Source organism: Pedobacter sp. UYP1 (genome assembly GCF_040547305.1).
In the GTDB taxonomy this organism is placed as follows: domain Bacteria; phylum Bacteroidota; class Bacteroidia; order Sphingobacteriales; family Sphingobacteriaceae; genus Pedobacter.
Window position 1 is genome coordinate 159,993 of record NZ_JBEPPL010000013.1, and the last position, 23,747, is coordinate 183,739.

The 23,747-nt window shown below is 35.0% G+C and carries 21 protein-coding genes and 2 pseudogenes; 15 read left to right on the forward strand and 8 right to left on the reverse strand.

Annotated features, from left to right (window positions below; translation table 11 throughout):
* Positions 1-369 precede the first annotated feature (369 nt).
* Complete coding sequence (locus ABIB30_RS21380; RefSeq protein WP_354305083.1) at positions 370-1,275, reverse strand: hypothetical protein; 906 nt, start codon at positions 1,273-1,275, stop codon at positions 370-372.
* Between the two features lie 179 nt (positions 1,276-1,454).
* On the opposite strand from ABIB30_RS21380, the gene ABIB30_RS21385 reads away from it, so the two are divergent.
* Positions 1,455-1,844 carry a carboxypeptidase regulatory-like domain-containing protein gene (locus ABIB30_RS21385; protein ID WP_354305084.1) on the forward strand — a complete coding sequence of 130 codons (390 nt, stop codon included), beginning with the start codon at positions 1,455-1,457 and terminating at the stop codon, positions 1,842-1,844.
* Between the two features lie 590 nt (positions 1,845-2,434).
* On the opposite strand, the gene ABIB30_RS21390 is transcribed toward ABIB30_RS21385, so the two are convergent.
* Together ABIB30_RS21390 and ABIB30_RS21395 are read right to left on the reverse strand one after the other, a co-directional pair.
* Positions 2,435-2,980, reverse strand: a complete 546-nt coding sequence (locus ABIB30_RS21390; RefSeq protein WP_354305085.1) for a hypothetical protein — start codon at positions 2,978-2,980, stop codon at positions 2,435-2,437.
* A gap of 7 nt (positions 2,981-2,987) precedes the next feature.
* Positions 2,988-3,451: pseudogene (locus ABIB30_RS21395) on the reverse strand (hypothetical protein).
* A 179-nt stretch (positions 3,452-3,630) separates the two neighbouring features.
* Here ABIB30_RS21395 and ABIB30_RS21400 point away from each other — a divergent pair.
* A complete protein-coding gene (locus ABIB30_RS21400; protein ID WP_354305107.1) occupies positions 3,631-3,723 on the forward strand; it encodes an AraC family transcriptional regulator in 93 nt (30 codons plus the stop codon).
* A gap of 679 nt (positions 3,724-4,402) precedes the next feature.
* Here ABIB30_RS21400 and ABIB30_RS21405 read toward each other — a convergent pair.
* Both ABIB30_RS21405 and ABIB30_RS21410 read right to left on the reverse strand, forming a co-directional pair.
* Positions 4,403-4,855 carry a lipocalin-like domain-containing protein gene (locus ABIB30_RS21405; protein WP_354305087.1) on the reverse strand — a complete coding sequence of 151 codons (453 nt, stop codon included), beginning with the start codon at positions 4,853-4,855 and terminating at the stop codon, positions 4,403-4,405.
* A 5-nt stretch (positions 4,856-4,860) separates the two neighbouring features.
* Positions 4,861-8,649 carry an acyltransferase domain-containing protein gene (locus tag ABIB30_RS21410; protein ID WP_354305088.1) on the reverse strand — a complete coding sequence of 1,263 codons (3,789 nt, stop codon included), beginning with the start codon at positions 8,647-8,649 and terminating at the stop codon, positions 4,861-4,863.
* 1,105 nt (positions 8,650-9,754) lie between these two features.
* Here ABIB30_RS21410 and ABIB30_RS21415 point away from each other — a divergent pair.
* Positions 9,755-9,877 (forward strand): annotated as a pseudogene (locus ABIB30_RS21415) (sigma factor-like helix-turn-helix DNA-binding protein); the annotation flags it as partial.
* Between the two features lie 32 nt (positions 9,878-9,909).
* Here the strand turns inward: ABIB30_RS21415 and ABIB30_RS21420 are convergent.
* Entirely contained in the window at positions 9,910-10,242 is a 333-nt protein-coding gene (locus tag ABIB30_RS21420; RefSeq protein ID WP_354305109.1) for a hypothetical protein, read from the reverse strand.
* A gap of 640 nt (positions 10,243-10,882) precedes the next feature.
* Here ABIB30_RS21420 and ABIB30_RS21425 point away from each other — a divergent pair.
* From ABIB30_RS21425 to ABIB30_RS21440, 4 genes are all read left to right on the forward strand, one after another.
* Positions 10,883-11,662, forward strand: a complete 780-nt coding sequence (locus tag ABIB30_RS21425; protein ID WP_354305089.1) for a hypothetical protein — start codon at positions 10,883-10,885, stop codon at positions 11,660-11,662.
* 255 nt (positions 11,663-11,917) lie between these two features.
* Entirely contained in the window at positions 11,918-12,580 is a 663-nt protein-coding gene (locus tag ABIB30_RS21430; RefSeq protein ID WP_354305090.1) for a DUF6266 family protein, read from the forward strand.
* Positions 12,581-12,982: 402 nt separating this feature from the next.
* Positions 12,983-13,537, forward strand: a complete 555-nt coding sequence (locus ABIB30_RS21435) for a C40 family peptidase (RefSeq protein ID WP_354305091.1) — start codon at positions 12,983-12,985, stop codon at positions 13,535-13,537.
* Positions 13,538-13,779: 242 nt separating this feature from the next.
* Entirely contained in the window at positions 13,780-14,046 is a 267-nt protein-coding gene (locus tag ABIB30_RS21440) for a helix-turn-helix domain-containing protein (RefSeq protein WP_354305092.1), read from the forward strand.
* Between the two features lie 107 nt (positions 14,047-14,153).
* Here ABIB30_RS21440 and ABIB30_RS21445 read toward each other — a convergent pair whose 3' ends face one another.
* On the reverse strand, positions 14,154-14,498 hold the full coding sequence (locus tag ABIB30_RS21445; RefSeq protein ID WP_502931098.1) for a DUF3592 domain-containing protein: 345 nt from the start codon (positions 14,496-14,498) through the stop codon (positions 14,154-14,156).
* A gap of 680 nt (positions 14,499-15,178) precedes the next feature.
* On the opposite strand from ABIB30_RS21445, the gene ABIB30_RS21450 reads away from it, so the two are divergent.
* The 5 genes from ABIB30_RS21450 (at position 15,179) to ABIB30_RS21470 (ending at position 20,224) form a co-directional block, all read left to right on the forward strand.
* The gene (locus tag ABIB30_RS21450; protein ID WP_354305094.1) at positions 15,179-17,062 is read left to right on the forward strand and encodes a type VI secretion system Vgr family protein; all 1,884 of its coding nucleotides are present in this window, start codon (positions 15,179-15,181) and stop codon (positions 17,060-17,062) included.
* Position 17,063: 1 nt separating this feature from the next.
* Positions 17,064-17,924 (forward strand): hypothetical protein, encoded by an 861-nt coding sequence (locus ABIB30_RS21455; RefSeq protein ID WP_354305095.1) that lies wholly within the window; start codon positions 17,064-17,066, stop codon positions 17,922-17,924.
* 3 nt (positions 17,925-17,927) lie between these two features.
* Entirely contained in the window at positions 17,928-19,484 is a 1,557-nt protein-coding gene (locus ABIB30_RS21460; RefSeq protein ID WP_354305096.1) for a PAAR-like protein, read from the forward strand.
* Positions 19,485-19,496: 12 nt separating this feature from the next.
* Positions 19,497-19,946: a hypothetical protein gene (locus ABIB30_RS21465; RefSeq protein WP_354305097.1), complete on the forward strand. Its 450-nt coding sequence runs from the start codon at positions 19,497-19,499 to the stop codon at positions 19,944-19,946.
* Positions 19,947-20,047: 101 nt separating this feature from the next.
* Positions 20,048-20,224 (forward strand): SMI1/KNR4 family protein, encoded by a 177-nt coding sequence (locus tag ABIB30_RS21470; protein WP_354305108.1) that lies wholly within the window; start codon positions 20,048-20,050, stop codon positions 20,222-20,224.
* Between the two features lie 432 nt (positions 20,225-20,656).
* Here the strand turns inward: ABIB30_RS21470 and ABIB30_RS21475 are convergent, their stop codons facing one another.
* The gene (locus tag ABIB30_RS21475) at positions 20,657-20,944 is read right to left on the reverse strand and encodes a hypothetical protein (RefSeq protein WP_354305099.1); all 288 of its coding nucleotides are present in this window, start codon (positions 20,942-20,944) and stop codon (positions 20,657-20,659) included.
* A gap of 509 nt (positions 20,945-21,453) precedes the next feature.
* Here ABIB30_RS21475 and ABIB30_RS21480 point away from each other — a divergent pair.
* The 3 genes from ABIB30_RS21480 (at position 21,454) to ABIB30_RS21490 (ending at position 23,558) form a co-directional block, all read left to right on the forward strand.
* Positions 21,454-22,359: a hypothetical protein gene (locus tag ABIB30_RS21480; RefSeq protein ID WP_354305100.1), complete on the forward strand. Its 906-nt coding sequence runs from the start codon at positions 21,454-21,456 to the stop codon at positions 22,357-22,359.
* Between the two features lie 40 nt (positions 22,360-22,399).
* Positions 22,400-23,191: a hypothetical protein gene (locus ABIB30_RS21485; protein WP_354305101.1), complete on the forward strand. Its 792-nt coding sequence runs from the start codon at positions 22,400-22,402 to the stop codon at positions 23,189-23,191.
* 112 nt (positions 23,192-23,303) lie between these two features.
* Entirely contained in the window at positions 23,304-23,558 is a 255-nt protein-coding gene (locus ABIB30_RS21490) for a hypothetical protein (protein ID WP_184661838.1), read from the forward strand.
* Positions 23,559-23,747 lie beyond the last annotated feature (189 nt).

Below are 23,747 nucleotides of genomic sequence, written 5' to 3' on the forward strand. Positions count from 1 at the left end.
GTATACAGTTTAGATGAATGCATTATCGAAGTGCAGATTAAAACTGAATACGAAAAGTTCGCTCATAAGATCGGGAATAGCATATGTAATAGTCGATCGCTAATTTAACGGAAATCTGAAATAGTGAAAAGAAACTACATACTGGGCTATGCTCAGTATGTAGTTTCATGGAATTGTTAATATAAACTATAATTTTATATTTTTATTTGATTCTTTCCTTAGCATTATGAAGAACAAAATACTGTAAACAATAAATATTATAATCTTAACATTTATTGTTAGATAGCTATTTGACGAAAACATCAAAGGAGCAATAAAGAGCAAGAAATATCCTATTCTGATAACTGAAGAAGACTTATAATTCATATTTTATGGTAAGGGGTCAGCAGGTACCAAAATAATGTCTCCAGGATCTGCTGCTTTATTGATTAGCATCTGGTCAAATCTCGCTAATGAAGGAATACACCCTATTGCGACTACGCCTACAATTACCGCACCAGCACCACCGCAGGCTACACAGCCTACAGCTGATCCAGCAAGTAAGACATTAGTAGCAGTCCCTGCATGTGAGCCGAAAAACTTCGTCATACACTTAAACCAATCCATGCTATATAATGCTGCCGGGTCCACAACTGGGGGTGACACCACGGATGATACGCTATTGTTTTGTGAAGAATTTTTGTTAAATAAAACATACTTTGATTTTGCCACCCCTTGTCTTTTTATATCATTTAGAGATGCTCTTTTTGCTATGTTTGTTGAGTTTATACTTTCATTGATCCGTAAACCATTCTTGTATTCGGCTGATGTATAGATGCTTCCGCTAGAAGAATACATCTTCATGGAACCGGTTAAATTTGCATTATCATCTGTATTTAATGATTGAATCCTATTTAATTCAGATACAGAAACAGATATTTCCACAATAGTAGTTTTAAAATCGTTAAGAGTTTCATCATAATAAGAAACCAGACCTCTTTTGTAAAACTTGTTATTTAGATATTGGTCTTTAATAGGAATAAAAATTGTCTTTTTTCCATCTTCTTCTATATAACTCACATTATTCACTAATAATTCTCCAAATATTTCTTTCGAATAATTAGTATACTCTTCTGATTTGGAAAACTGGATAAATAATTCTGAAGACTCGTTGGTTTTTGTTATATCAGGTTTTTGAATGCGTATATTCTCATTTTTTTTACAAGAAATAAAAGTTGAAAATGCTAATGTAATTAACAAAAATGATATTAGCTTCTGAGTGTATTGTTTTTTCATAATCTGCTTTAGTTCGGCGAGTATAATAATAAATTTACAAGAAGAATATTTTATTACGCCAAAATACCCTCTTCCGTTGTGAAAGTATTCATTAGCAAATATTAGTACCAAATTGCATGTCATTATAAATCATTGATATGATCTTGCGATTGCGTGGTATTATGATTAAATTTTAAATTATGAAAATGAAAATCTTAATTAAAGTCGCTGCGATTTCTACCTTAATAATTCTAAATTCTAGTTGTGCCACTAAACAAGGATTAATGATATCGAAAGAAGGAGTTTACGAGATTATTATAAATAAAAGTTCTTCAGATAATGATCCAGTAATTTCAGGGCATGTCTATGAGTTTGGGACAAAGAATCCAGTTCTCGGCGCTTCTGTATGGAATGATAAATATTATCATATTAAAACAGGGGTTGATTTAAAAGGCAGATTTATTTATAGAACTAAACCTGGTAAATATAAAGTGCATGCAAGTTTTGTAGGATTCAGGCCGTCTTTAACAAATTCTTTTGCAGCTTCAAAAGGAGATACAGTTTATATTGACTTCTATTTGAAGCTTTGATACATCTGGTTTTCCCGATCCGGTAATTAAGACCAGAAAAATTCCTAAAAGATAACTTTTTTGGAAAAAGCGAATTGAAATTGGTTTAAGTTGAAACTTAGATTCCTTTTCACCTAGAATTTAAGATAAAGTTTTAAACTTCGATCATAAAGTTAATAGTGCATTATGATACATCATTTGACAATGTAGCTGACAGATACTCTTTACCAGCCAAGTATGTTGGAATGGTATAGTAAATGATTACTAATACACAAGCACTAATACTTGGTAAGTGTTGTATCATCTTCCAAAATAATGGTTTTTTAGGATTGGCATCCCAGCTGGGAACTTTAGACATAAATAACCCTAATAAAAAAAAAAGGCCTGGTATAGATAAATAAAGCGATTCAGAACTCACCACAAGATAAATTAGAAAAGGCGTTAGAATACCAGAGAAAACGTTTAAACTACCACTGGAGATACATATTAAGAAAAGGATTATTGTAGAAATTATGACGATCATTCACTAAATTTAAATCATTATTTTAGATCTGCGTTAATTAGTGATTTAGGTATTGTAAAGGAAGTTATTTTAACTAAATACTCATTCTTTAATATTCAATTTTGCAGTAAATTTTAAGCAGAGTCCAGCTGTCTTTTTCTTTTTTAAATAGTAATATAGATCTTTCCCCACACCTGGAGCCACAAACGAAGCTTGACTGTAATATTGCATAGCTGAAATCTTTTGAGAAAATCGGATTTGCCAGATAAAAAAGCTGACCTTCTTTATCACGTTTCTTATCCGGTAAACTATTTGTTTTTGGAAGCTCATTGTTACTGATTATTCTTGCAATAGGAACGAGTTTATTAGACCATGTTAGCGTGTCTTTTTGAGACATATTCAAAATATCTTCTTTTTTGAGGTTTATATCTTTATTTTCAGCCAGGAAATTATTAATACATATCTCTGTTAACAAGTTGGTCGATTTATCAAATAGAAAAATTGAATCCCTTTTTAATTCCTGATTAACGTAATATCTTACTAAACCACTAACTTCTTTTTCTCGCTGATCAGCTATGAGATTCTTATTCTGATCGCAGCCAGCCCATATCCCAGCAAATGAGAGGATAATTGATATTAATGTTTTTGAATTCATATTAAATTTATAATGGATTGTATGTTAAAACTCCTGTTACCGAATTGAAACCAACGCTGCCTCCATAAAATTGGTTTTCAAACTGGAATCCAGCATCGTCGCTATGACCTTCATGAGAAACGAATATCTGAGTAGTATTTTCTCCGTAATGTATAAATTCATGTAAAATACATACAGTAAGATAAAGTTCTGCTGCTGTAGGGTAGCGGTTGAAAAGTAATTTGCATCGCTGGCAACTGTCTCACTGATCTTAATAATACCTGATATCGGATCAAATTCTCCAACTGATCCACCAATTAGACTATTAGGGTCTACTACCTGTATTGATGGTCCTTTACCTGATTTCAAGTTATCTAAAATTTGCTGCTCACTAAGGTGAGAAAACTGTTTTAATGCAGCCATTAGCTTTGGATTACTTATAGCTTTTTGATATAGGCCATCTATTATCTTTGCTAAAGTAGGATATTTCATTCTAATATCTATTGTAATAATTATCGGCGGTGCTATTACATTTCCATCTGATCCACCAACTTCGTTTATAGGCTCAATGGGCCAGGAGTCTACTGTATTTGGATCTGGTGAAGGTGGGCCAAGTGGATCAGGAACATCCGGTTTTTTGGGGCCTTCTGTAACAATATCTACCTCATACACTGGGATTTGAGGATGAAAAATATTTTAACCGACTCTTTAGAAAAGTGATTGGCATTTCACCTGGAGCATTTAGGAAGGAAGCTACTTATTAATTCCAAAATAGATAATGACTTGTCTCTCGAAAAACGGTGAAATAATGATAATGATCGATCAAGCTTTTAATGTGACAGCTATATACTTAGACAGTTAAAATAAAAATCAGAAAATTATATTTGATAATATCAAGTTTATGGTTCAAAGCAAGACTGGTCAAGGGCAATCTAAAGAAAAAAATGCTAGATAAATCCTAATATTTTTTGTTATTTTATAAATCCTTTTCCTTTTAGATCATCAATAATTGGTTCTATAAGCCCCAAAAAGCGTTCTAAGTGTTCAAAGTATTCCCGTCCATGGGTACGAATCAATCTGAAGAAATAGAGAATTTTGGTCGGAGATATGAATAGATGTAATGTTTTAAATCACATCTATTCATAATTAAATCAAGCCTATTTCAATTGTATAGATGCCATTTTAACCAAAACTTGCTCAAAATGGTTCGACCTTAGCACGGCCGGGGGTACTTAATATTCTATGAACTTCTAATTTTTTTGTTCTTCTTAAGGACTGATAATATTTAAGTATTCCCTTTGCTATTTCTTTAGGCAGACGTACCAAAAAAGTAATTAAACAAAATATAGTATTGGCAATTGCTGTAGCCTTGACACTGGCTATATTAAACTTTATTGGTGGAAAGATCAATTTGTCTCAGGAGGCTGACGGAACTGAATTCATTTAATCGGCGTTTAATAATAATTTCCACTTCAATTTAACCACAATTTTTCCATTCACTGAAGAAACAGGGGTAGTAGTCAATTCAAGCAGATCTCCATTTATTTTAGCGAATCTTATCTGTTTACTGCCAATCCAGTTTGGAAACAAACTGCCCAGCACCGTATGTACAATTTTGCCAGGCTCAATTTCCTCGTATCTGCCAAAATAGGCGATATATTCTTGGAAAGCATGGTATGTTTCCAGTGTGGTACCTTCATTATATCCTTCAGCTATAAAAAGTTTGCGATCTTTTGAACTCAGCTGCGCATTCATATAACCATTTTTATCATACATAAGAATGCCATTAACCTCTTTTCCCAGGATGAATATTGATTCACCATTTTCATTTTCATAAGCTGCGGAAATAAGAACCCATGTACCAATGAGCTGACTTTTAATAAATTCTTTCATCATTTATTTTATTGATAATAAGTTGGTTGTTGAATTATTTGTTCCTGAATCAGAGAAATGATAAATTCCTCATCATTTTCAATAAAGCGATGCCCTCCTGGTCTGCCAATAATTTTTAAGGGTAGTGAACTCTCTATTTGCCAGCTCTTAGCATCTGTTATTCTTATCAGCTGATCAAGTTCACCAAATATAGATGTGATCGGTATAGCTAATAAATCCTGTTCTTCATATTGATAGTTATGCAATAAATGAAGATCGCTTCGTAGTAGTTTAATTGATAAGTCCTGTAATTCCTTATTCATATTTAGATAAGGGAATTTCTCGATCAGTTTGGCCTTACTAATAGTTGGTTTCACACCTTTCTCTTTATAAAATACTGGAGAGTAGCTAGAAGAGAAAAATAGTTGATGCGGCAACAATGTGTCTTTTTTTCTTAAGAGACGGGTTGTTTCAAACGCAAATAGTGCACCCATACTGTGTCCGTAAAATGCATAAGGCCTGTCCAGCAGAGGTGTTATTTTTTGAACAATCTGTTGTAGTAAGTGATTAAAATCATTTTTGTATTCTTCATCCCAACCTAACCCACGCCCAGGTAATTCTATCGCTATTACCTCAATGCTATCGCCTGCTGATTGCTCCCAGTTCTGAAACATGGAGCTACTGCCACCCGCATCATGAAAGCAGAACAGGCGATGGTGCGCGCTCGGTTTAGGGATATTATTAATCAGTAATGAGGATGATTCAGAAAGGGGAAGAGCTGGATCAATGATTGTCTGATTTGTTAGGAAATTATATAATATTAACGCCTGCTCATGGATACCCGATTCTACTAAAAATAGCTTTGCTGGCAGGGTTGTTTTTAAATTCTTTTCCAGCTGCCCTTTTAACCAAACAACCATCAAAGAATCCACTCCCAGTTCTTTCATACTCATTTCAGCATTGATGTGAGCAATAGAAACCTTGGTAACCTGTGAAATAAGTTGAATAAATAATTGTTCAAGCAGCTGCCTTTTTCCATCTTCTTGTGGAATTTCCTGTAAACGTTCGGAGAAATGCCTTTCTGGTTTTAAAAGAGTGTTTTTTATAGTTGAAATTGAATTTTTGTCCTTCTTTTTGTACGCCAAAATCTCGTCCGAATTGTCCTCCAGTTCATATAGCTCTTTTTGAAAAGGATAAGAAGGTACTTCCACTCTTGGTATTTTATCCAGCTGATAAACATTTTTCCAAGAAATCTCCAGCCCCAGAGCGTGCAATTCTGACAAGTTATTATACATCGCATCCAGTACTGGTTTATCCCGGTAAAAGGAATTGACAAGATTAACTGTAGTATCGCTGTTACTGGCACATTCAGCTATTGCATTTGATAAAATAGGATGAGGGCTGACTTCAATGAAAATATTACAGCCATCTTTAATTAATTGGATAATAACATCAGCAAACTGTACTGGATTTCTAAGATTAGCAGCCCAATAATCATTATTCAGCTGTTCAGCTTCAAGAAGTCCGACTTGTACAGTGGAGAAAAAAGAGGTGTGGCCATTTTCAGGTTGTAAATTCCGAAGTGCAATCTTGAATTCTGTTAGTATAGCATCCATCTGTTGACTATGGGATGCTACATCTACTTTTACTCGTCGGCAAAATATTTCCGCTGCTTCCAGTTCTTTGATCAATTTATTAATTTCAATTGAAGGTCCTGAAAGGACAGTAGAACATGGGCTATTTATGGCCGCAATTGAAATATCCGGATAATTAAGCAGGATTGTTTCCGCTTTAGTCAAGGGTAATTCTGTGACTAGCATACCTGAATTCTGTCCACTAAGACCTTGCATTAAACTGCTTCTTGTACATATAATTTTAGCAGCATCCTCCAAAGTGAGCATCCCAGATAAATGGGTTGCAGCAATTTCACCCATACTATGACCTACTACTATATCAGGCACTACTCCCCAAGATTTCCAAAGTTTAGCAATAGCAACTTCAATAGCAAAGAGAATAGGTTGTATCATATCGATGCGCTCTGCCTCATTCGTTTCTGGTTGAGTTAGTAATTCTATTAAAGACCAATTCTTATAGGGCTTAAATGCTTTGTCACAGGCTATAATTGTTTCTTTGAATACTGGTTCTTTCAAAAAAAGCTCTTTTCCCATACCTAACCATTGAGACCCCTGGCCGGGAAATACCATCACTATTTTATTTTTTATTTTATCTAAAGCTTTAAATGGTTTATTAAGTTGGAGGAAATTTTCCAGAGCGCCGAGCATTTCTGTCTTATTCCCTGTTGAAAATAATTGTCTTTTATTGAAGTTGTTGTTTAATAAGCTGGATGCAAGGCATATGTCTTGAAAATTCCGTTCAGACCCCAACTCAAATGCTTGTATGTAAAGCCTGCAATAAGCCTCCAATGCAGGAACTGTTTTTGCGGAAATGGGTAAGAAATAGCGTTCATAATTATGAGGTGTATCGACAACAACCGATTTTTTTTGTTTATAAGATTCAAGTATGCAATGTGCATTTGTTCCTCCCCATCCAAAAGAATTAACCCCAGCTTTAAGTGTCTCATTTCCTTTAGTTGGCCATGGGGTCAAAGTCGTTTGAACATGAAGATTTATCTTTTCGAAATCTATCCTTTTATTTGGTTTATCAAAATTAAGATGCGGGGGTAATAGTTTATTTTCAAATGAGAGTATTACCTTTATTAAGCCTGCAATTCCAGCGCCTCCTTCCAGATGACCAATATTTGTTTTTACGGAACCGATATGCAATTTCTGTTTTCTATTCTGGTTGAAGAAATTACCAATAGCATTTGCTTCCATTGGATCACCTAATGGAGTACCACTACCGTGTGCTTCAACATAATGTACTTGATTGGGACTAATTCCGCTTGATTTATATGCATTTTCCAATAACCTCAGCTGGCCTGAAACGTTTGTCGCTGGAAGGCTTCTGTTGTAGCCATTATTATTTACAGCAGAGCCGCGAACAACTGCCAGAATTTTATTTCCATCTTTGAGTGCATCGTCGAGTCTTTTGAGCAACAACATCCCACCACCTTCTCCACGGGCAAATCCATCTGCTTTTTGATCGAATGTACTGCATTTCCCAGATGGAGACAAAGCCCCTAATTTGGCAAGCATTGAAAAAAGGTCAGGATCCAGAAGATGATTTGCGCCACCTACAAAAGCTGAATCAATACTTCTGTCGTGCAGACTCTGACAGGCAAGATGCAACGCGACCAATGAACTGGAGCAACCTGTATCTACCAGCATACTATTGCCTGTAAAACCGAAAAAGAAAGAAATTCGGCTAGGTATAATGCCAGATGCGCGGCCCATTGCTGAATATGAAGTTTCCTCCGCTTTTTTGTGCTTTCGTAAATGCTCAAACTCATTGCATGTGCTACCAATAAATACCCCTGCATTAGTACCTGTTATTTCTTTTAAATTTATTCCTGAATTCTCAATTGTTTCCCAGGCCAGTTCCAGCATTAGTTTTTGTGAAGGACCCATTTCGACTGCTTCGGTTGGGGATATTTGGAAAAAAAGTGCGTCAAAATTATAAATCTGATCAACCAAACCAGCTTTAAGGTGTTCTTGCATTCTTGCTGTTATCTCATCAATAAGGCCATCCTGCAAATTCCACCGTTCTTTTGTTATCGGCGAAATGGCACTTTTTCCATCACTCAATAATTTCCAGAAGGAAGGAAGATCTGGTGCTTGTGGAAAACGGCAGGCCATGGCCACGATAGCAATGGGCTCTTTAATAAAAGATGATTGTGCTGAGTGAGTAGATTTTACCATGATCGAGAAAATAAGTAAAATTGATTGTGTAATAATTACACAAAGTTACTGCTTGGGATTACATTAAAATGTATTCATTCTGTTCAGTTAAAATATTTAACTGGTAACATTTGTCTGAACGCTTTGTGCAGTGTTTTTTAAGGTTGTTTGTTCATTTTAATTGTATAATGAACAGATAAACAGGTGTTTGGTTGTTTGTAATTCAAATCTTATGCCGATAGTTTTTTTAGTTTGACAGTATTTTACTGTTAATTTTGTCTATGAATTTAATTATACTTGAATAAATAAAGTGTGATTAATTATCTTGATCCGTATACTAGTTTAAAATCCTTGGCTTCAATGAATCAGTGGCAATAGAGATGGCTAGAATTTGTTGTGTTGAGTCGGTTCAACGTTACGGGCGAAAATACAAGCGAAATTCGATTATCCCTCAAGGTGCACCTACTAGCCTCATATAGTTCAGCAAAATCTCTGTCAACCATCACTTTCATACCTCTGATATGAGAGATTTTATTCATTACTATCTAAGATACTAACTGAAGCTTCCACTTGCCAATGTGGTGTTGGTGGTAAAATAGTGGTGCAACACAAAGGGCATAATGAAAAACACGATGCATGATAGATCATCGTTGTGAATTATAACTGAAAGCGACCTTATTGCAAAAACTTCATTCAAAAATATTGACTTTTTAAAACAAATCTTTACTTTACAAAAGTCCGGTTTTACGGGGAGAGGTCACAACCGTAAAAGACTACATTCTGCACTGGGATACTTGTCACCAGAAGAATTTGGAAGGAACTTAAATAAACAAAATATTGCCGCTTAACTAAATGTCAACTTTAATGTTGCAATTGCACTTGGAGTAGACAGCAAGTTAAGTGAATTTGGTAACTTAACAGAAATTATGTCACGGGGTACTGTCATTAAAATCAAGATTGACTTGTAATAAACTGCTGATTTAAAAAATGTTTCAAGGTACTTTTTTGATAGATCTACTCTTGTTGTATATACCAATTGAAAAGTGTACCAATATCCAGTTGAAAAGTGTACCAGTTAGCAAGGATTAAATCGTCCCTTTAGAATGAACTAAAGGGGCCATAATTCATGTTAGAAGTGGAGACAAATCATAAGATTATATTACTCTATTATCGGGAAGGGCTGAGCCAGCGAAAAATAGCAAAGCAACTCCATATTCATCGGTTAACGGTTCGGCAGCGGCTGGCAGAATACGAGCAGTTCAAGAGCTCTCCATTAAGTGATCAGGATAAACCCTCTTCCTTGCTCAACCAAATTCTTACAGAAAGTATAATAGGTACGAATACTGCAACTGTGTCTCCGTTACTTTGTGAAAAGGCATTATCCCAATCTAACTTTCTTTTTTTTAATAACTCTTTTGATAGAAATGATTCACCCGTATAATTTGGTTCGATAATTTTTGATTTTTTTTCAAAAACTTCTTTTGCACTAGCTATAGACGTTCCTTCCACGTTAGAATTAGAGACATTTTCAGTCTTATCTTTTTTACAGGAGATATGGACTAACGTCAGTAATAATAATACAAGCTTAACGGCGCTGTTTTTTTTCTTTTTCATAATTTTTTGTAATTCTTGAAATTATACTATTTCTTACAGATAAAAAATGTTTTATTATGTTAATCGAAGTTTGATAGGGTAGATATGCCTTATGAAGGTAAAATTAGGTTTTTCTTCAATCGTTATAACTTTCGACGGCTTTGCTAGTTTTTGTTGCGTAATATCCTGCTACGCATCTACATAGTTTATAGGCTTTATTAGCTTGAGGGATTGAATCGGTGTAGTAAAAAAGACCCGGAAGAAATTGAACGATACACATCATCTGGAAAGAGTTCAGCCTTCTAATTTACATGAGTATATCTGCCGGGTACTGCCTGAGTACTGCCTGAGTAGTCGTTAGGGTAAGAGCAGTGCTGAAGTAACGCGAGAGCATGGCAACTCTAAGTCATTTCAACTAGTTGAAATGACTTAGAGTACCTACGCTTAAAAGCTGTTTAAAGCTTGGTCTTACACCGACCACCACTCAGGCACAAACAAAGCGTGACTAGTGGAAGACTGATGAACTTTGTAATTTTTCCTTTGACCAGAACATGGACAACTACGGACAATTGCAGACAGCCGCGGACAATTACGGACATTGCCTGCTTGTGATAATACTCTTTAGCACAAATGCTCTACATTGATGAAAAAGCAAATATTTATGGCAATTTTCGACGGTAAATTTTTAAAGGGAATCCTGGGCGATTTCATTTTTAAAGTAGTAGATGGGGTACAGGTCGTTTCAAAAAGACCTGTGCCAGGCACAATGAAGCAATCGGTGGAAACCAAAAAGGCATCAGAGAATTTTCGTAAAAGTAGCATGCTTGGAAAACATATTAGAGGCATATTTCATACTACCGTCGGTGGAATGAATGAAACAAGTTATGTTTTTCGATTTACCAGTGCATTGACTACAGCCCTAACAGCATGTGAGAATCCCACAAAAACAGGATACCTTTTTAAGCAAAACAGTTTTGGTAATTTAGCCGGTTTTGAATTTAATATTAAATCTCCTGTAAAAAAGATTTTGAATTTAAAACCGAAAATCGAACTCAATCAGGGAATTATGAAGATCGTTTATTATGAGTCAGATAACGCGCCAAAATTGCGTTTTCCAAGGTATGCAACTAAATGCAAACTAACATTCGTAGTCGGATTAATCCGGCTAAAAGACGGTAAAAGGATTCTTAATCCGGAAAAACATAGCATTACCCTTAAAAAGAACGAAGAATTAATAAATCGGATTGATTTTTCTTTTAAAATTCCAGCCGGTTGTCTAAGTATCGCTGTACTTTTTTTGAGTTTCTATAATGGTGTTACCTTGTTAAATAGTAAATCATTTAATCCCGCAGTCATATGTGATGCAATCTTAAGCCCCGGCACTTTTACCAATCAGGATAATCGTTCATGGATAGAAATGCCAGGTTTGAACTTCGATTAATTTTGCAGCAGCTATGATCAAAGGCTCTCCTTAACTGGGGGGCCTTTCTTGTTTTAATCCTGTTTTTAATAAAGAAAGCTTTTTCAGTGCTTGACAATTGCGGTCAAATCCGGTCAATTGCGGACAATAACGGACTATTGCGGTCAATTTATTTTTGAGCTAATTTATTGATATACTTTCGTTTAACGAGTTTAAGCGGCCGGCATGCTATTGACTTGAATTAATAGAATAATTCATTGTTTAAAATTAAAGAAAATGGGAAAGATCAGAACAGGAATCCTTGGTGGATTCTCAGGAAAAGTAGGAACAGTAATCGGTGTCAGGTGGCGTACGTTGGATGTAATGAAAAGTTTGCCAAAAAAAACCAGTAAGCCACCAGTGAGATCACAAATTGATCAACGTACTAAATTTGGCTTAATAACCAGATTTTTAGGTGCTGTTAATGAGGTTGTGAGTAAAGGATACCAATCTGGCAACAAACTGTCTGGCCCGATGAATGAAGCGGTTAAATTCAATCTGAAGGAAGCTATCTCAGGTATGTCTCCATTATTTACGATTAATTATGCTAAGTTAAAACTGACTCTTGGAAAGTTGGATAGTCCACAAGACCTTTTAGCAGTGCCAGTTTTAGGCCGTAAAGTAGCAATCAGCTGGGCCAATGATCCTTTGGATTTTAACACAGAAGATGAACGTTTGGAGCGTTCTACGGATAGAGCTAGTCTAATAATTTACGATGAAACGAAGGATTATTTTCTAATTCCACCGACCGCGGTAAGAACCTCTGGTAAATTAGAAGCACGTATGCTTTCTAAAACTATCGTCGGTAACACTTTACATTGCTGGTTTTACTTTTCTTCTTTAGATGGTAAAAAGGTAAGTACTAGTGTTTATCTGGGGCCTATTAAAGCTATTGCATAGGATTTGAATAAACCGGCAAGCTGACGAGTTTGCCGGTTTATATAATAACACTGCTAATAACTAATAAATTCTTAAAATTTAAAATGTGATGAATATGAAAACTATAGAATTGCCGGGTATAATTAAATTATTACCGGTTGTCAATATCTCCTTAAAAAGATCGGAACCCAGAATGATATTCGCAGTTTTGCTGTTAATATGGTGCTTTGCGCCCAGGTTTCTCAACTTGTTTGATGAAAGGGTTGGTAGCATAGATCAAAGTATCTGGCTATTGGTTTTATTGAGCATGATTAGCTTTCTTTTAATAACCGCTTTATCGTGGTGGTTACTACAATGGTTTTGGCTACTTATGAAGTTACCCGCTCTAGCATTTATGGTTTCACAATTTAATCTTTTACCGTCATGGCAACAATTAGGCTTTTACTGGGCATCCTTTGCTTTGTTATTATTAGCGGCTTCGGTTTGCTTGATCGCAATCTGTTAAATAACAAATTTAGCTTCAACGCTCTGGAGTGTCAAAAAAGAGAGCTTCTTATTCGTATTGCGGAAAATGAAATAGGAGTGAGGGAAATAACTGGAAACAATGACGGATTTCGTGTAGAGACTTATTTGACCAGTGTAAGTTTAAAAAAAGGGCAGCCCTGGTGCGCAGGTTTTGTGAGCTGGGTTTTTGCACAGGCTGGATATGATAAACCACGATCAGGGTGGACACCAGATCTTTTCCCTTTATCCCGTTTAGCACGTTCTGCTTTACCAGGTAATTTGCTGGGTATATACTTTGTTAAATTGAAAAGGATAGCTCATGTTGGACTGATAGTTAATCAAAAAGGGGATTGGGTAAATAGTGTAGAAGGGAATACGAATATTCAGGGCAGCAGGGAAGGTGATGGGGTTTATAGAAAAAAGAGACATATCAAGACTATTTACAGAATTTCTGATTGGATAAAAGTTGATTAGTATTAACTTTTGGTAATTACACCTAATTGTGTAATTATATAATTATTATTAAAAAAGATATTATGTTTTCTTTTTAATAAATAATATTTATTATATTACTATGCTATTAAACCTGTTCCTTTTGAAAAACGTAAAATTATTTTGCAAAAGAGTTATAAATACTTTTTTGATTATTCCCCCTTAATGTGATTATTTAATAATCGTTAAATAATTCAGATAGTTTAAAATTTAATCATGCGAATATGGAAATGAACGATAAAGTGAATTTGTTGATAAATGTCCTGGCTGAAATGATGAGTACGAAAAAGCAGGAGAAATTTGTCGCTCATGAAAGAAATTTGTTAGATACCAATGATGTGAAATCTATGTTCCGTATTAGCGACCGTACTTTAAGAAGATGGCGAAATAAAGGATTATTGAAGTCTGTGATTATTGTCGGCTGTCTTTATTACAGAAGAGAAGATGTGATGGGCTTAATGGAAAGTAAATTCAGAGATGAGATAAAATGAAGATTAGATTTCCACCAACAAAGAAAAAAGGATCTAAGTTTACCTTAGATCCTTCCAATAATATAGTTTGTTATTTAATAGAGCCAACTAAGTATGTTTTATATTACTTATTTTTCAAAATTAAAATAAAACCAACTCGTATTTGGATACAGCAGTTTGATGGTACCTAATACGACAAATACAAGACCCATAATCAGAAAAGCCAGATAATGACCCCATAAAGGGCCAAAACTATTGATACAAGCATTATTCGGGTGATTAGGGTCATATAATACTGACATCGTATCATGCACTTTATACCCCTTATTAAGTCCATTCTGTGGGAAAGTAATCATTTCATTATTTGTGGTATTAAACCTAATGTCCGGATGAAATCTTCCATATTTGGTAAGAATCACAACACCTTCTGTCACGACACCTTTTCGGATAAATTCCAGATTCCTATTTGCCATTACTAAATCACCTACAATAAGTAATATACCCACAATTATAAAAAAAAGACTACCTATTTTAATTTCAGTCGATTGCATTAATATATACCTATAATCACACAAATATATAATAAATTTTCACTTGTAAATAGCTGATTCTGATCAGAATCATAATGATTTTATCTAATTTTAACCTGAGTTCGATTAATCATATCAATAAAATTAGTGATACTTTCCATCTTGTAGATGAGCTTTGCTAAGCATTTGACAAAACTTGTCTAATATGATAATCACTGGGCCAAAAGGATAGCGATTATTATAGAGATCATCGACCACTTTTTATGATTTTTAATAACCTTGTATCTGAACCCTTAAATCAGATATGGCAGGACAAAGAATCGATGTCATGGAAATACTCAGTTTAATTGTATGCTCTTGACTAACTACATATTTTTAGGTTGAATTAATATTTTACATCTTAGAACGGATTTATTTGGGTTATTATTGATTTTCAATATGCACTGTAGGGGCAGCTTACTATCATTCAGGTATAAGTGTTTACTAAACAGTGAATTATATAAATAAACTAAACAACTAAACCTCGGCTATAGCTATGTTTGCCACCGAATAACGCCAATTCACGTAATAAACTTTATTACAGGCAATTAGGGGATGTATTATTGATACTAAATCCTAATATCATGGAAATCAATCTCATAAAGGAAATACATATTGGTGATAAAGCCATCTTGCATTTCACATCATTCTCTCTTAAACAGAAATTTAATGCACACCATTATTTTGAGCTTAAATTTAACCATGATCAGCTTGGATTGCCTGGTTTAATCACTTTAGATGATAGCCGGGATTTTGTGGGAGAAACTTTAACCGCTTCAATTGGATATCTAACTGAGACTCCGCAAAACTTTGCTGGAATAGTTACAAAAGTGGAACTCACTCAAAGTAACGGCTATCATGGTATTTTGATAGTGAGTGGCTATAGTCCAACAATATTGATTGACAGGGGCCCCGATCTGGGATCTTACCTGGATAAATCACTAAATGATATAGTTTCTTTAGCTACTCATGATACACCGGCCAATGATTTGCTTATTGTAGCCAATGCAAGTCGTAAAGCTCCAATAGATTATGTAATCCAATACAGAGAGAGTGACTTTGAGTTTCTGAACCGGCTAAGCGGTGAGTACTATGAATGGTTTTTCTATGACGGCGTGAACCTTAACTTCGGTAAACCTGATCAGCAAAAGGAGGTTGCCTTATTTTATGGAAGGGACGTACATAGCCTGCAATACGGAATGGAGGTTGCCCCGATTAAGAATAAACGGTTTGCATACAACCCCAGGCAAGACGAAATGCTTCAAAGTGAGAGTACCGGGCAGGCTAATGGAAGATCAGACCTTATACACGCTATAAATGCTTCTAACAAGATCTATAGCAAGACCTTTAACCAGCCCTCGACTATCAGAGTGGATAATGGCAGTGATATTAAAAATCAGGTAGATAATGAAGAAAAAGCAAGTATCAGTAAGCTGTTAAAAATAACAGGCTCAGGTGATAATCCGCAGGTGGCATTAGGGTCAATTGTAGAAATAACGATGAGCTTAAAACAGGGGATTACTTTTGCTACTGAAAGTCTTGGTCAATTCCTGATCACTTCTGTAGAGCATACTATTGACGAAAGAGGTCATTATAAGAATAAGTTTGAAGGTTTAGTTTCGACAACGGAAAGGATATCAGTTGAGAACTATCAACGCCCAAATCCTGATATGCAATTGGCAGATGTACTGGATAATGATGATCCGCAGGGGCAGGGGCGTGTAAAGGTTAAATTTAAATGGGCTTGTGAAACTAACGATCCAACAGAATGGCTGCGGGTAATGAGCCCAAATGCAGGTACAGGTGAAACTGGTGTGAACAGAGGTTTCCATGTGATCCCAGAAAAAGGAGACCAGGTTATGATTTCTTTCGAAGAAGGGAATATTGCCAGACCAGTAGTATTGGGAAGCGTATATCATGGTAAAAGTGGGGATAGTAAAGGATTTAAAAATAGCAATACTAAAGGGCTGACATCAAGGAAAGGGAGCGCGTTATCGTTCGATGATTTAAGCCACGCATTATTGTTAGGTACCAGTGCAGCAAACTTTGTAAATATTAAAAATGGTCAGGGCCGGATTACTGCTCAGGCTCATGATCAAATTGTTATCCAGACTGGCGAAAGTACTATTACGCTGAATAAAGATGGTCATGTCGCGATTACTGGTAAAACATTAAGTGTTAATTTTAGTGAGAGTATTGATATACAGTCGGCTAAAATTACCATTGGTAATCTTGCTCCAGAAGAGGGGGCAACTCCCGAACAAACAGCCGCAGCTACTAAAACCCTCGATATAAAAGCAGAGACCATCACTTCAGAAGCTAAAGATCTGATAGACGAAAAAGCTAAAGCAATAAACATTAGTGCTACCGAAACAGATCTTACGCTGGATGGGCAGAATAATATATCCATTAGTGCAACTACAGTGGCTTCAATAAATGGTGGTAAGGTAGAAATTAACAAAGGCTGATATGCTGATAGAGAAGGAATATATGGTCGATGTCAAATTGAATAAACCACTAACCAGGTCATATCGGGTTAGCCAGGAGACTACTTACACGTTGGAATCTTTTACTTATCATAATCAGATAGAAACGGATCTGTTGATGACCCTAGATCGTAAAACTGAGTCTGGCCATGTTTTTACTATTCAACTATTAAGACAGTGGCAATTGAAAAAAGATGGTACTGAACCACTTGAGCTGGATATGGCGCAGTTAAGAAAAAAACTAATTATCGAAACTGATAAAAGCGGTAGTATTCTACATGTTTTGAATTTATCGGAAATTAAAAAGCTGTGGATAGAGATAAAACCTTCAATTGCTGAAAAATATGATAAAGATTTACAGAGTAAAGCTATTATTAATAGCGCAATCGCGTTTTTATATACCGATGGAGAATTAGAAAGGATTTTAAGGACATCCTATTTGTACCATGGACTATTACCCGGCTTGTATGCTGAAAATTTTAAAAAGGAGAGTGATTATGCTATTGATGGCTATAGAAACATAACGAATGCGATAGGAGCTATTGCGCTTCCTTTTAAAACGGTAGCTAAACTGGCAGATTATGATGCTCAGACGGGTAATTGTACGATAAAAATAGAGGGTGAAATTGATCAGGAAAATTTAGATAAAGATGGAGTAGCTAAACTTTTACGAAAGATGACGGATGTTTATAATCTGAATACTCGTTTGGATGGTTTTCATCTGGAAAGCTACAGTTTTGATCCGGATCATTTGATTTCTGAATCGTCACAGTTAACGCAATATGCAATAGAAGGTACGTTAATGTACCGGACTGTATGTACAATCTTGCCTCTAAATAATTAAGCCATGGCAAAGAAATATGTTCCCGATGGTGTTTATCTGGTTTGCAATAAAGGACTTGGTTTTTGCAAGCTAAAAGTAACGAATCATAAGAGTGTTAGTTTATTTGGCAATAATTCTGCGACAGAAGCAGATAAGCTTCCAAATGTAAATATTGGATGTATGGGCGTGTGCTCTGTAACGAAATCAATCTGTCAGCCTTTACCTACTCTGTGGAGCGGGGTGCAAGAAAGTATAACAATTGGTCCATACCGTAAGCTGCTTGAAGATTCTAAATTGGGTTGTGCGCTTGGAGGGCAGATTAGCATATATTTTACTTTGCCTGATGCGATGTCTGCCATCAATAAAAATAGCAGTGCGATTAAAAGCGCCGGGATTAAAAATATCGGGGCAAAGGTTGATGACTGGTTTCAAAAGCAATTTGATGCACAAGAAAAAATTAATAATGCAGGTCCTTTAAGTGGATTAGCTAACTTTAAGCTTGGATTATCTGAGGGGATATACGGTGGTGTTAAAGGAATTGGTGAGGGATTAGTCTTTCTTGGTGAACTGGAAAATAAAGTAATTGATGCAGGAATAGATGCTGCGCTGCATCCTGTAAAAACAGCGGGGAAAATTAAAGATGCAGTAATAGCTACAAAAGACGCTACAGGAAAAGCGTATGATTGGGTAACTAATGAAGATAATTTAAAAAAGACTGCAGAAGCAGTTGGTGAGGCACATAGAAACGCTTATAATTGGGTAACTACTCCTGGGAATTTACAAGGTGCAGCAAAAACAGCTTTAACTAAAACCGGAGAAGGATTAAAACAGGCTAAAGATTGGGCGGTAAAGCAGAATCCCAGGGATTGGGGCAGATATACGGGGCGTGGAGGTTTTGAAGCTGCATTAATGTTTACCGGTGTTGGTGAGGTTAAGGCGGTTGTTAGTGGGGCAGAAGCTGTTAATGTTGCTTCTAAGGTTGGTGAGGGGGCAAATGTGGTTGCTAAGATTGGGGAAGGTGCAAATGTGCTTTCGAAAGGGTCAGAAGCTGTTAATCTGGCAGAAAAGGTAACTGAAGGAGCTAATTTATTAAATAAAGGCGAGAAGGGGAGAACACTTGGTGAAGTGGTTTCTACAAGTACAAAAAAAGTTAAACTAATTGCTGGTACGGCGGAGCACAAAGCTGCAAGGTGGGCTGCTTACGAAAAAAGAGGTGGGAAATGGAGTTATGAAAGATGGAGTAAGCAGTATGATGTTAACATGAAAAATGCAACCTATGGATTACAAAGGGAGCAGGCATATAGAGATATATTAGGCGGGAATAGTAAAACTGTCAAGACTCCGCATACTAATAGACAAATTGATATATTTAACGAGTCTAAAGACTATATGGGGCAGCTTAAAACTGGTAAATTGAGTCTCACAGAACAAGTGAAATTAGATATATTGAAAGATAAGACTTTAATCGATAAGGGATTTAATGTAGAATATATTCTTGAGAAAGGAGCATCTAAGCCATGCTTGGAGGCATTAAAAGATGCTGGTATTAAAGTACATATTGGGCCTAAAATCCCTCTTTAAACTAAAAATATTATGAAGGTTAATAAAGAAGAAGAGCTAGAGAAATTTGAGATATGGCTTTTTGAAATGGACGATAGACTTGAGCCATTATTAGATTATGCGGAAAAAAAAGGGTATTCCCTTGATTATTCTTTAGACAGTCTTGCAATTTTTGAAAAGTTTGTTGAAAGTGAAAAGATTAATTTCGATCATGATTTATTTATTACTTGTGCTCGCTATCTTGGAGAAGTGGTTGTGAAAACTTTTAATGGTAAATGGAGCCTTGATATAGAAGATCCTAATTCATTGTATTTTAAAAAACCGGTTGTTATTAATTATTCAAAATACGGGACTATTTTTTCTCCAATCAATATTTTGAAAAATTATACCCGTGAATATAAAAAAGGATTACTACTAAAAGCAATTTTATCTGATATTGAACCTGGGACATTTAATTTAAATAATTATCCAACTGAAGAATAACACGATATAATCGGATTGATTAATTACTTCAAATACTAAATTTTCGAACGTTAATTCCCTTCTGGGTTGCCAATACCGCTAATGAAAATAATCAAGATCATATTTTTTATCCTGTAGATGATGATCGAATTAAAGCTGCTGAAGAAAAATTGGGTTTTTCTTTACCTGAAGAATTTATTGAGTTTTATAATAAGATTGGTTATGGTTTCTTTTGGCGAAAAAATAGGGTAGTTTTGACAGACTCTTATCACCACTACAAGTTGCTCAAATTACTTTAAAAGAAGAACATTATGAAGGAGATCCTGACTTAGAAGTTTATGATAATATGTATGATGGGGATAAATTGCTTTTTTTTGAAATAAATGAAGGCGTTTATCTAGCGATTGATAAGGAAGCTAAGAATGGTGAAAATAAGATTTATTATTTTGATAAAGAGATTTTTAATTCGCTTGAAAGCTTCATAAAAGCATTTCTGGGAAATCAGAATTTACTAAATGAGTTGGAAGATTAAGAAATTCATTTGGGTTGAGCATGATTCTATATTTAAGCTTGAAAAACTTCAGCGAACCAGGTTAGTTTTTGGAAAGAGTTATAAGCCTGGGTTTTATAGTTGCGAATTTTCGCATCTTCTACAGTTCGATTTTCAGGATTGGTTACATTGTGTACCCCTCCCTTTTTTCGAATCAGTTTAGGAGGCGAGAATTCAATTTTTACCAAAAATAGCCTCCAGAACCATTTGAATCTGTTAATTTTAATCCCACTGGAGTTTTTAGGTAATTGAGTAATTTGTTGAACTGTCCAAGTCTTAAATTGACTTTTAGTATTAAAATATTAGTGCTAAAGTCAGGTCCTTCGCTTAAAACAATAGTGTCATAAGGGTATCTTAATAAATTCATAAACCCTTTCTCTCTTTCAGAGACAAGATTATAAAATCCTCTTCCGTAATCAAAATATTTAAAGTTTTTTAAATCAATATGTACATCCTTATTCCAAGGCATTAGGTATTTAATATGGAGTGTACTACCATCGATATCAAGCTTGCAGCTATATCGTGATAGGAAGAAATAAAAGGCAGTTAATATAAGAGTGAAATAGAATATGAATCCTAAAGTGTGCTCCCGAATAGATTCAAGATTTGAGAAAACACATGCTATTATAAATACTATAATTAAATAAATTGTGATGGAATACGAAAGTTTTAACTTCATTATCGATAAGATAGGGGATTATTACATAAACTCAAAGAGTGCATTATGGTAATCACAATTTAATCTGCCAACTTCGGTGCATACTGATATTTAGTTTCCCATTTCTGCTCAAAAGTAGCTAATTCAGTTTATGCGGTCTGTTTATTCGGTACTGAATAGTAGACTGGGGTAAAAGAAATAATGTATACTATAGATGTTGTAATTTTAGGTAATTTGGTGTTTTTTATATAAAAAAAATATTTTATTGTTTAATATTTATCTATATTTCCGATAACTTTAAACGGAAATTAAATAATATTATGAAGTCAAAAGGCCAACAAAGAGTTATTGCAATTGCAAATGATATCCTAAACGAATATGGACAATCATGTATTGATGATACTAATTGTGTAGGTAATGAAAGACTACTAGAGAGACTTGCGGTAGATGATATAATTATAAATGACATTTTTACGGGTAGTAAAATCTGGGCTAATGTGATCTCTTCTAATTATGAAAAATGGTTAATAGAAAAGGCTACAAAGGAAGTTCCAAAAAATATTGAAAGATTTGACTGTAATAAAATGATATTTAATGGCTCTATTGAAGGAACATGGCCTCATGAGAGAGGAGTTAGATTCACATATGAAGGAGGAGCTAGAAATCCACTAGTAACTGCACGAGCTATTTTTACATTAATTAAAAGTATGCCTTTACCAACGGATACTCTTCGTGTCCGATTTTATATTAATAGTGGTATCACAATTGTTTGTGAAGGTAATCATAGAATGCTTGCGTTTAAATTAACTGGTATAACTGATTTTCCAGTAACAGAAGTTAAATATTTTGATGACTATATGCATTCATCAGAATTAAACGAAGCCTTATTGGCGATAGAAAAATGGTTTCCAAATATCCGGATTAATAATATTCCTGATGATCCTAGGGGTATGCTGCAAATATATCATGATCTAAATAAACATAATGTTTTACTCAGGTACCTTCAACACCACGTAGATTTAAAGGAGAGACTTGGCATAGTCGATATTAAGCTATTATCTGTTCATATAGAGCTATATAAATTTATTTTATTAGAAAAAAAGGAATTTGCTATTACGCGTTATCTGAAAAAGATCTTTCTTATTGACGACGATAAATATGGATTTCATGAAAAAGGACTAATATCTGGAATGAAACACTGGATGGAACATGATATAAAGAAATAAATCGGTATTTTGTATTGATTAATCTACTTATTATAAAGTTATGCTGTTAGAACAGATTAAGCGAGATATCTTATCCGCTCAGAGTAGACCCATGTCTGGAGGAATAACTGGTAGGAATCTAAGAATAATAGATAACGGTTCTGGTCAATTGACTTTATCCGGAGATATCTTGATTACTTTAAAAGTCCTGGATTTAACTACTTCAGGTGTACCTCGTATACAAAGTTTAATGAAGCTATCTGAGCAAGCGATAGTGAGTAAGTTAAGGGGAGGCGCTGATGGCCGCGCCAACTTTTATGAATATAACTCAGCAAAAAACTCCTTTACAAATAAAAATTACACTTATAGCCTTAGGTACAATTTTAATTATACGGCGAAAGTCGAACAGATTCCAAGTTTGAGCTATTTGGCTGGTAATGATTTTGTTTTAGCAGTTGTAGATGGAATAAGAAGTCGCTTTACTGATAAATTTGGTAGAAGCCATGCACATGGAGGTATCGCAGGAAACTTTGATGGTGGGCCTGCAACTGTTATTTACTCTGAATGGGAAAAAGACTATCTTGTAGGTGTACATGAGTTTTTCCATGTTTTGGGTTTATCTGATTTGGAAGATGCTGGCCTGGAAAATCGTTTGATGTATCATATAGGTCGTAAGGGGGCAGTTGTTAATGATAATGAAAGGGCAACAATGAATAATTTTATTATGCAGGATCTTAGGGCAATGACAAAAAAAACTTATTCCAATCCGGGGAACAATATGGTGAACCAACTAAGAACATTCTTAAACAATAAATCTAATGGGTTTCAATATAATAAAGCTAAGTTTAGGTAGTCTAGCGATCTGTTTTATTATTGTTGCTTGTAACAATAATAGACCGCTTCAGAGCCGAGAATCAAAGTCTGTTTTAAAGGATTCCTGTCGTTTAGAACGAAGTACAGGCTCTATGGCTATAGCTAAAGTTGGAGAGTGCAGACATTGTCACTTGATGTTTGATGTACCTAGAATGAGGGCGGACATCCCTATTTTGAATGAGATTGCTGCATTAGACAGTCTAAAATTGAGTGACTATTTATTTAAGAGCAGGCACAAAGGTATGTATCCTAAATCCTATCCAAGCAGTAATAAAGCCATTGATAGCCTGGATGATTGTGAAAGAAAGAACCTGATTCATTTTATTAAAAATGCAGGACGTAAATAGGAATAGCTTCTTTGTAAATTGCTATTCAATTACGAACGCTTTAAACGATGGATACAATGATTTTACATGCAGTAAGGCTAAGTTTAGGTAGTTTCATAATTTATTTGTTTTTGTCTTCTTGTAACAGTCAGGAATCAAAGCATATTAAGGATGTCACGTATACTAAAAATGATACCTGTAGATTAGATT

Bases quoted from the DNA above. Each gene is read 5' to 3' on its own strand.
- ABIB30_RS21380 (WP_354305083.1), bottom strand. From the start codon at position 1,275: ATGAAAAAACAATACACTCAGAAGCTAATATCATTTTTGTTAATTACA.
- ABIB30_RS21385 (WP_354305084.1), top strand. From the start codon at position 1,455: ATGAAAATGAAAATCTTAATTAAAGTCGCTGCGATTTCTACCTTAATA.
- ABIB30_RS21390 (WP_354305085.1), bottom strand. From the start codon at position 2,980: ATGAATTCAAAAACATTAATATCAATTATCCTCTCATTTGCTGGGATA.
- ABIB30_RS21405 (WP_354305087.1), bottom strand. From the start codon at position 4,855: ATGATGAAAGAATTTATTAAAAGTCAGCTCATTGGTACATGGGTTCTT.
- ABIB30_RS21410 (WP_354305088.1), bottom strand. From the start codon at position 8,649: ATGGTAAAATCTACTCACTCAGCACAATCATCTTTTATTAAAGAGCCC.
- ABIB30_RS21420 (WP_354305109.1), bottom strand. From the start codon at position 10,242: ATGAAAAAGAAAAAAAACAGCGCCGTTAAGCTTGTATTATTATTACTG.
- ABIB30_RS21425 (WP_354305089.1), top strand. From the start codon at position 10,883: ATGGCAATTTTCGACGGTAAATTTTTAAAGGGAATCCTGGGCGATTTC.
- ABIB30_RS21430 (WP_354305090.1), top strand. From the start codon at position 11,918: ATGGGAAAGATCAGAACAGGAATCCTTGGTGGATTCTCAGGAAAAGTA.
- ABIB30_RS21435 (WP_354305091.1), top strand. From the start codon at position 12,983: ATGGCAACAATTAGGCTTTTACTGGGCATCCTTTGCTTTGTTATTATT.
- ABIB30_RS21440 (WP_354305092.1), top strand. From the start codon at position 13,780: ATGGAAATGAACGATAAAGTGAATTTGTTGATAAATGTCCTGGCTGAA.
- ABIB30_RS21445 (WP_502931098.1), bottom strand. From the start codon at position 14,498: ATGGCAAATAGGAATCTGGAATTTATCCGAAAAGGTGTCGTGACAGAA.
- ABIB30_RS21450 (WP_354305094.1), top strand. From the start codon at position 15,179: ATGGAAATCAATCTCATAAAGGAAATACATATTGGTGATAAAGCCATC.
- ABIB30_RS21455 (WP_354305095.1), top strand. From the start codon at position 17,064: ATGCTGATAGAGAAGGAATATATGGTCGATGTCAAATTGAATAAACCA.
- ABIB30_RS21460 (WP_354305096.1), top strand. From the start codon at position 17,928: ATGGCAAAGAAATATGTTCCCGATGGTGTTTATCTGGTTTGCAATAAA.
- ABIB30_RS21465 (WP_354305097.1), top strand. From the start codon at position 19,497: ATGAAGGTTAATAAAGAAGAAGAGCTAGAGAAATTTGAGATATGGCTT.
- ABIB30_RS21475 (WP_354305099.1), bottom strand. From the start codon at position 20,944: ATGCCTTGGAATAAGGATGTACATATTGATTTAAAAAACTTTAAATAT.
- ABIB30_RS21480 (WP_354305100.1), top strand. From the start codon at position 21,454: ATGAAGTCAAAAGGCCAACAAAGAGTTATTGCAATTGCAAATGATATC.
- ABIB30_RS21485 (WP_354305101.1), top strand. From the start codon at position 22,400: ATGCTGTTAGAACAGATTAAGCGAGATATCTTATCCGCTCAGAGTAGA.
- ABIB30_RS21490 (WP_184661838.1), top strand. From the start codon at position 23,304: ATGGCTATAGCTAAAGTTGGAGAGTGCAGACATTGTCACTTGATGTTT.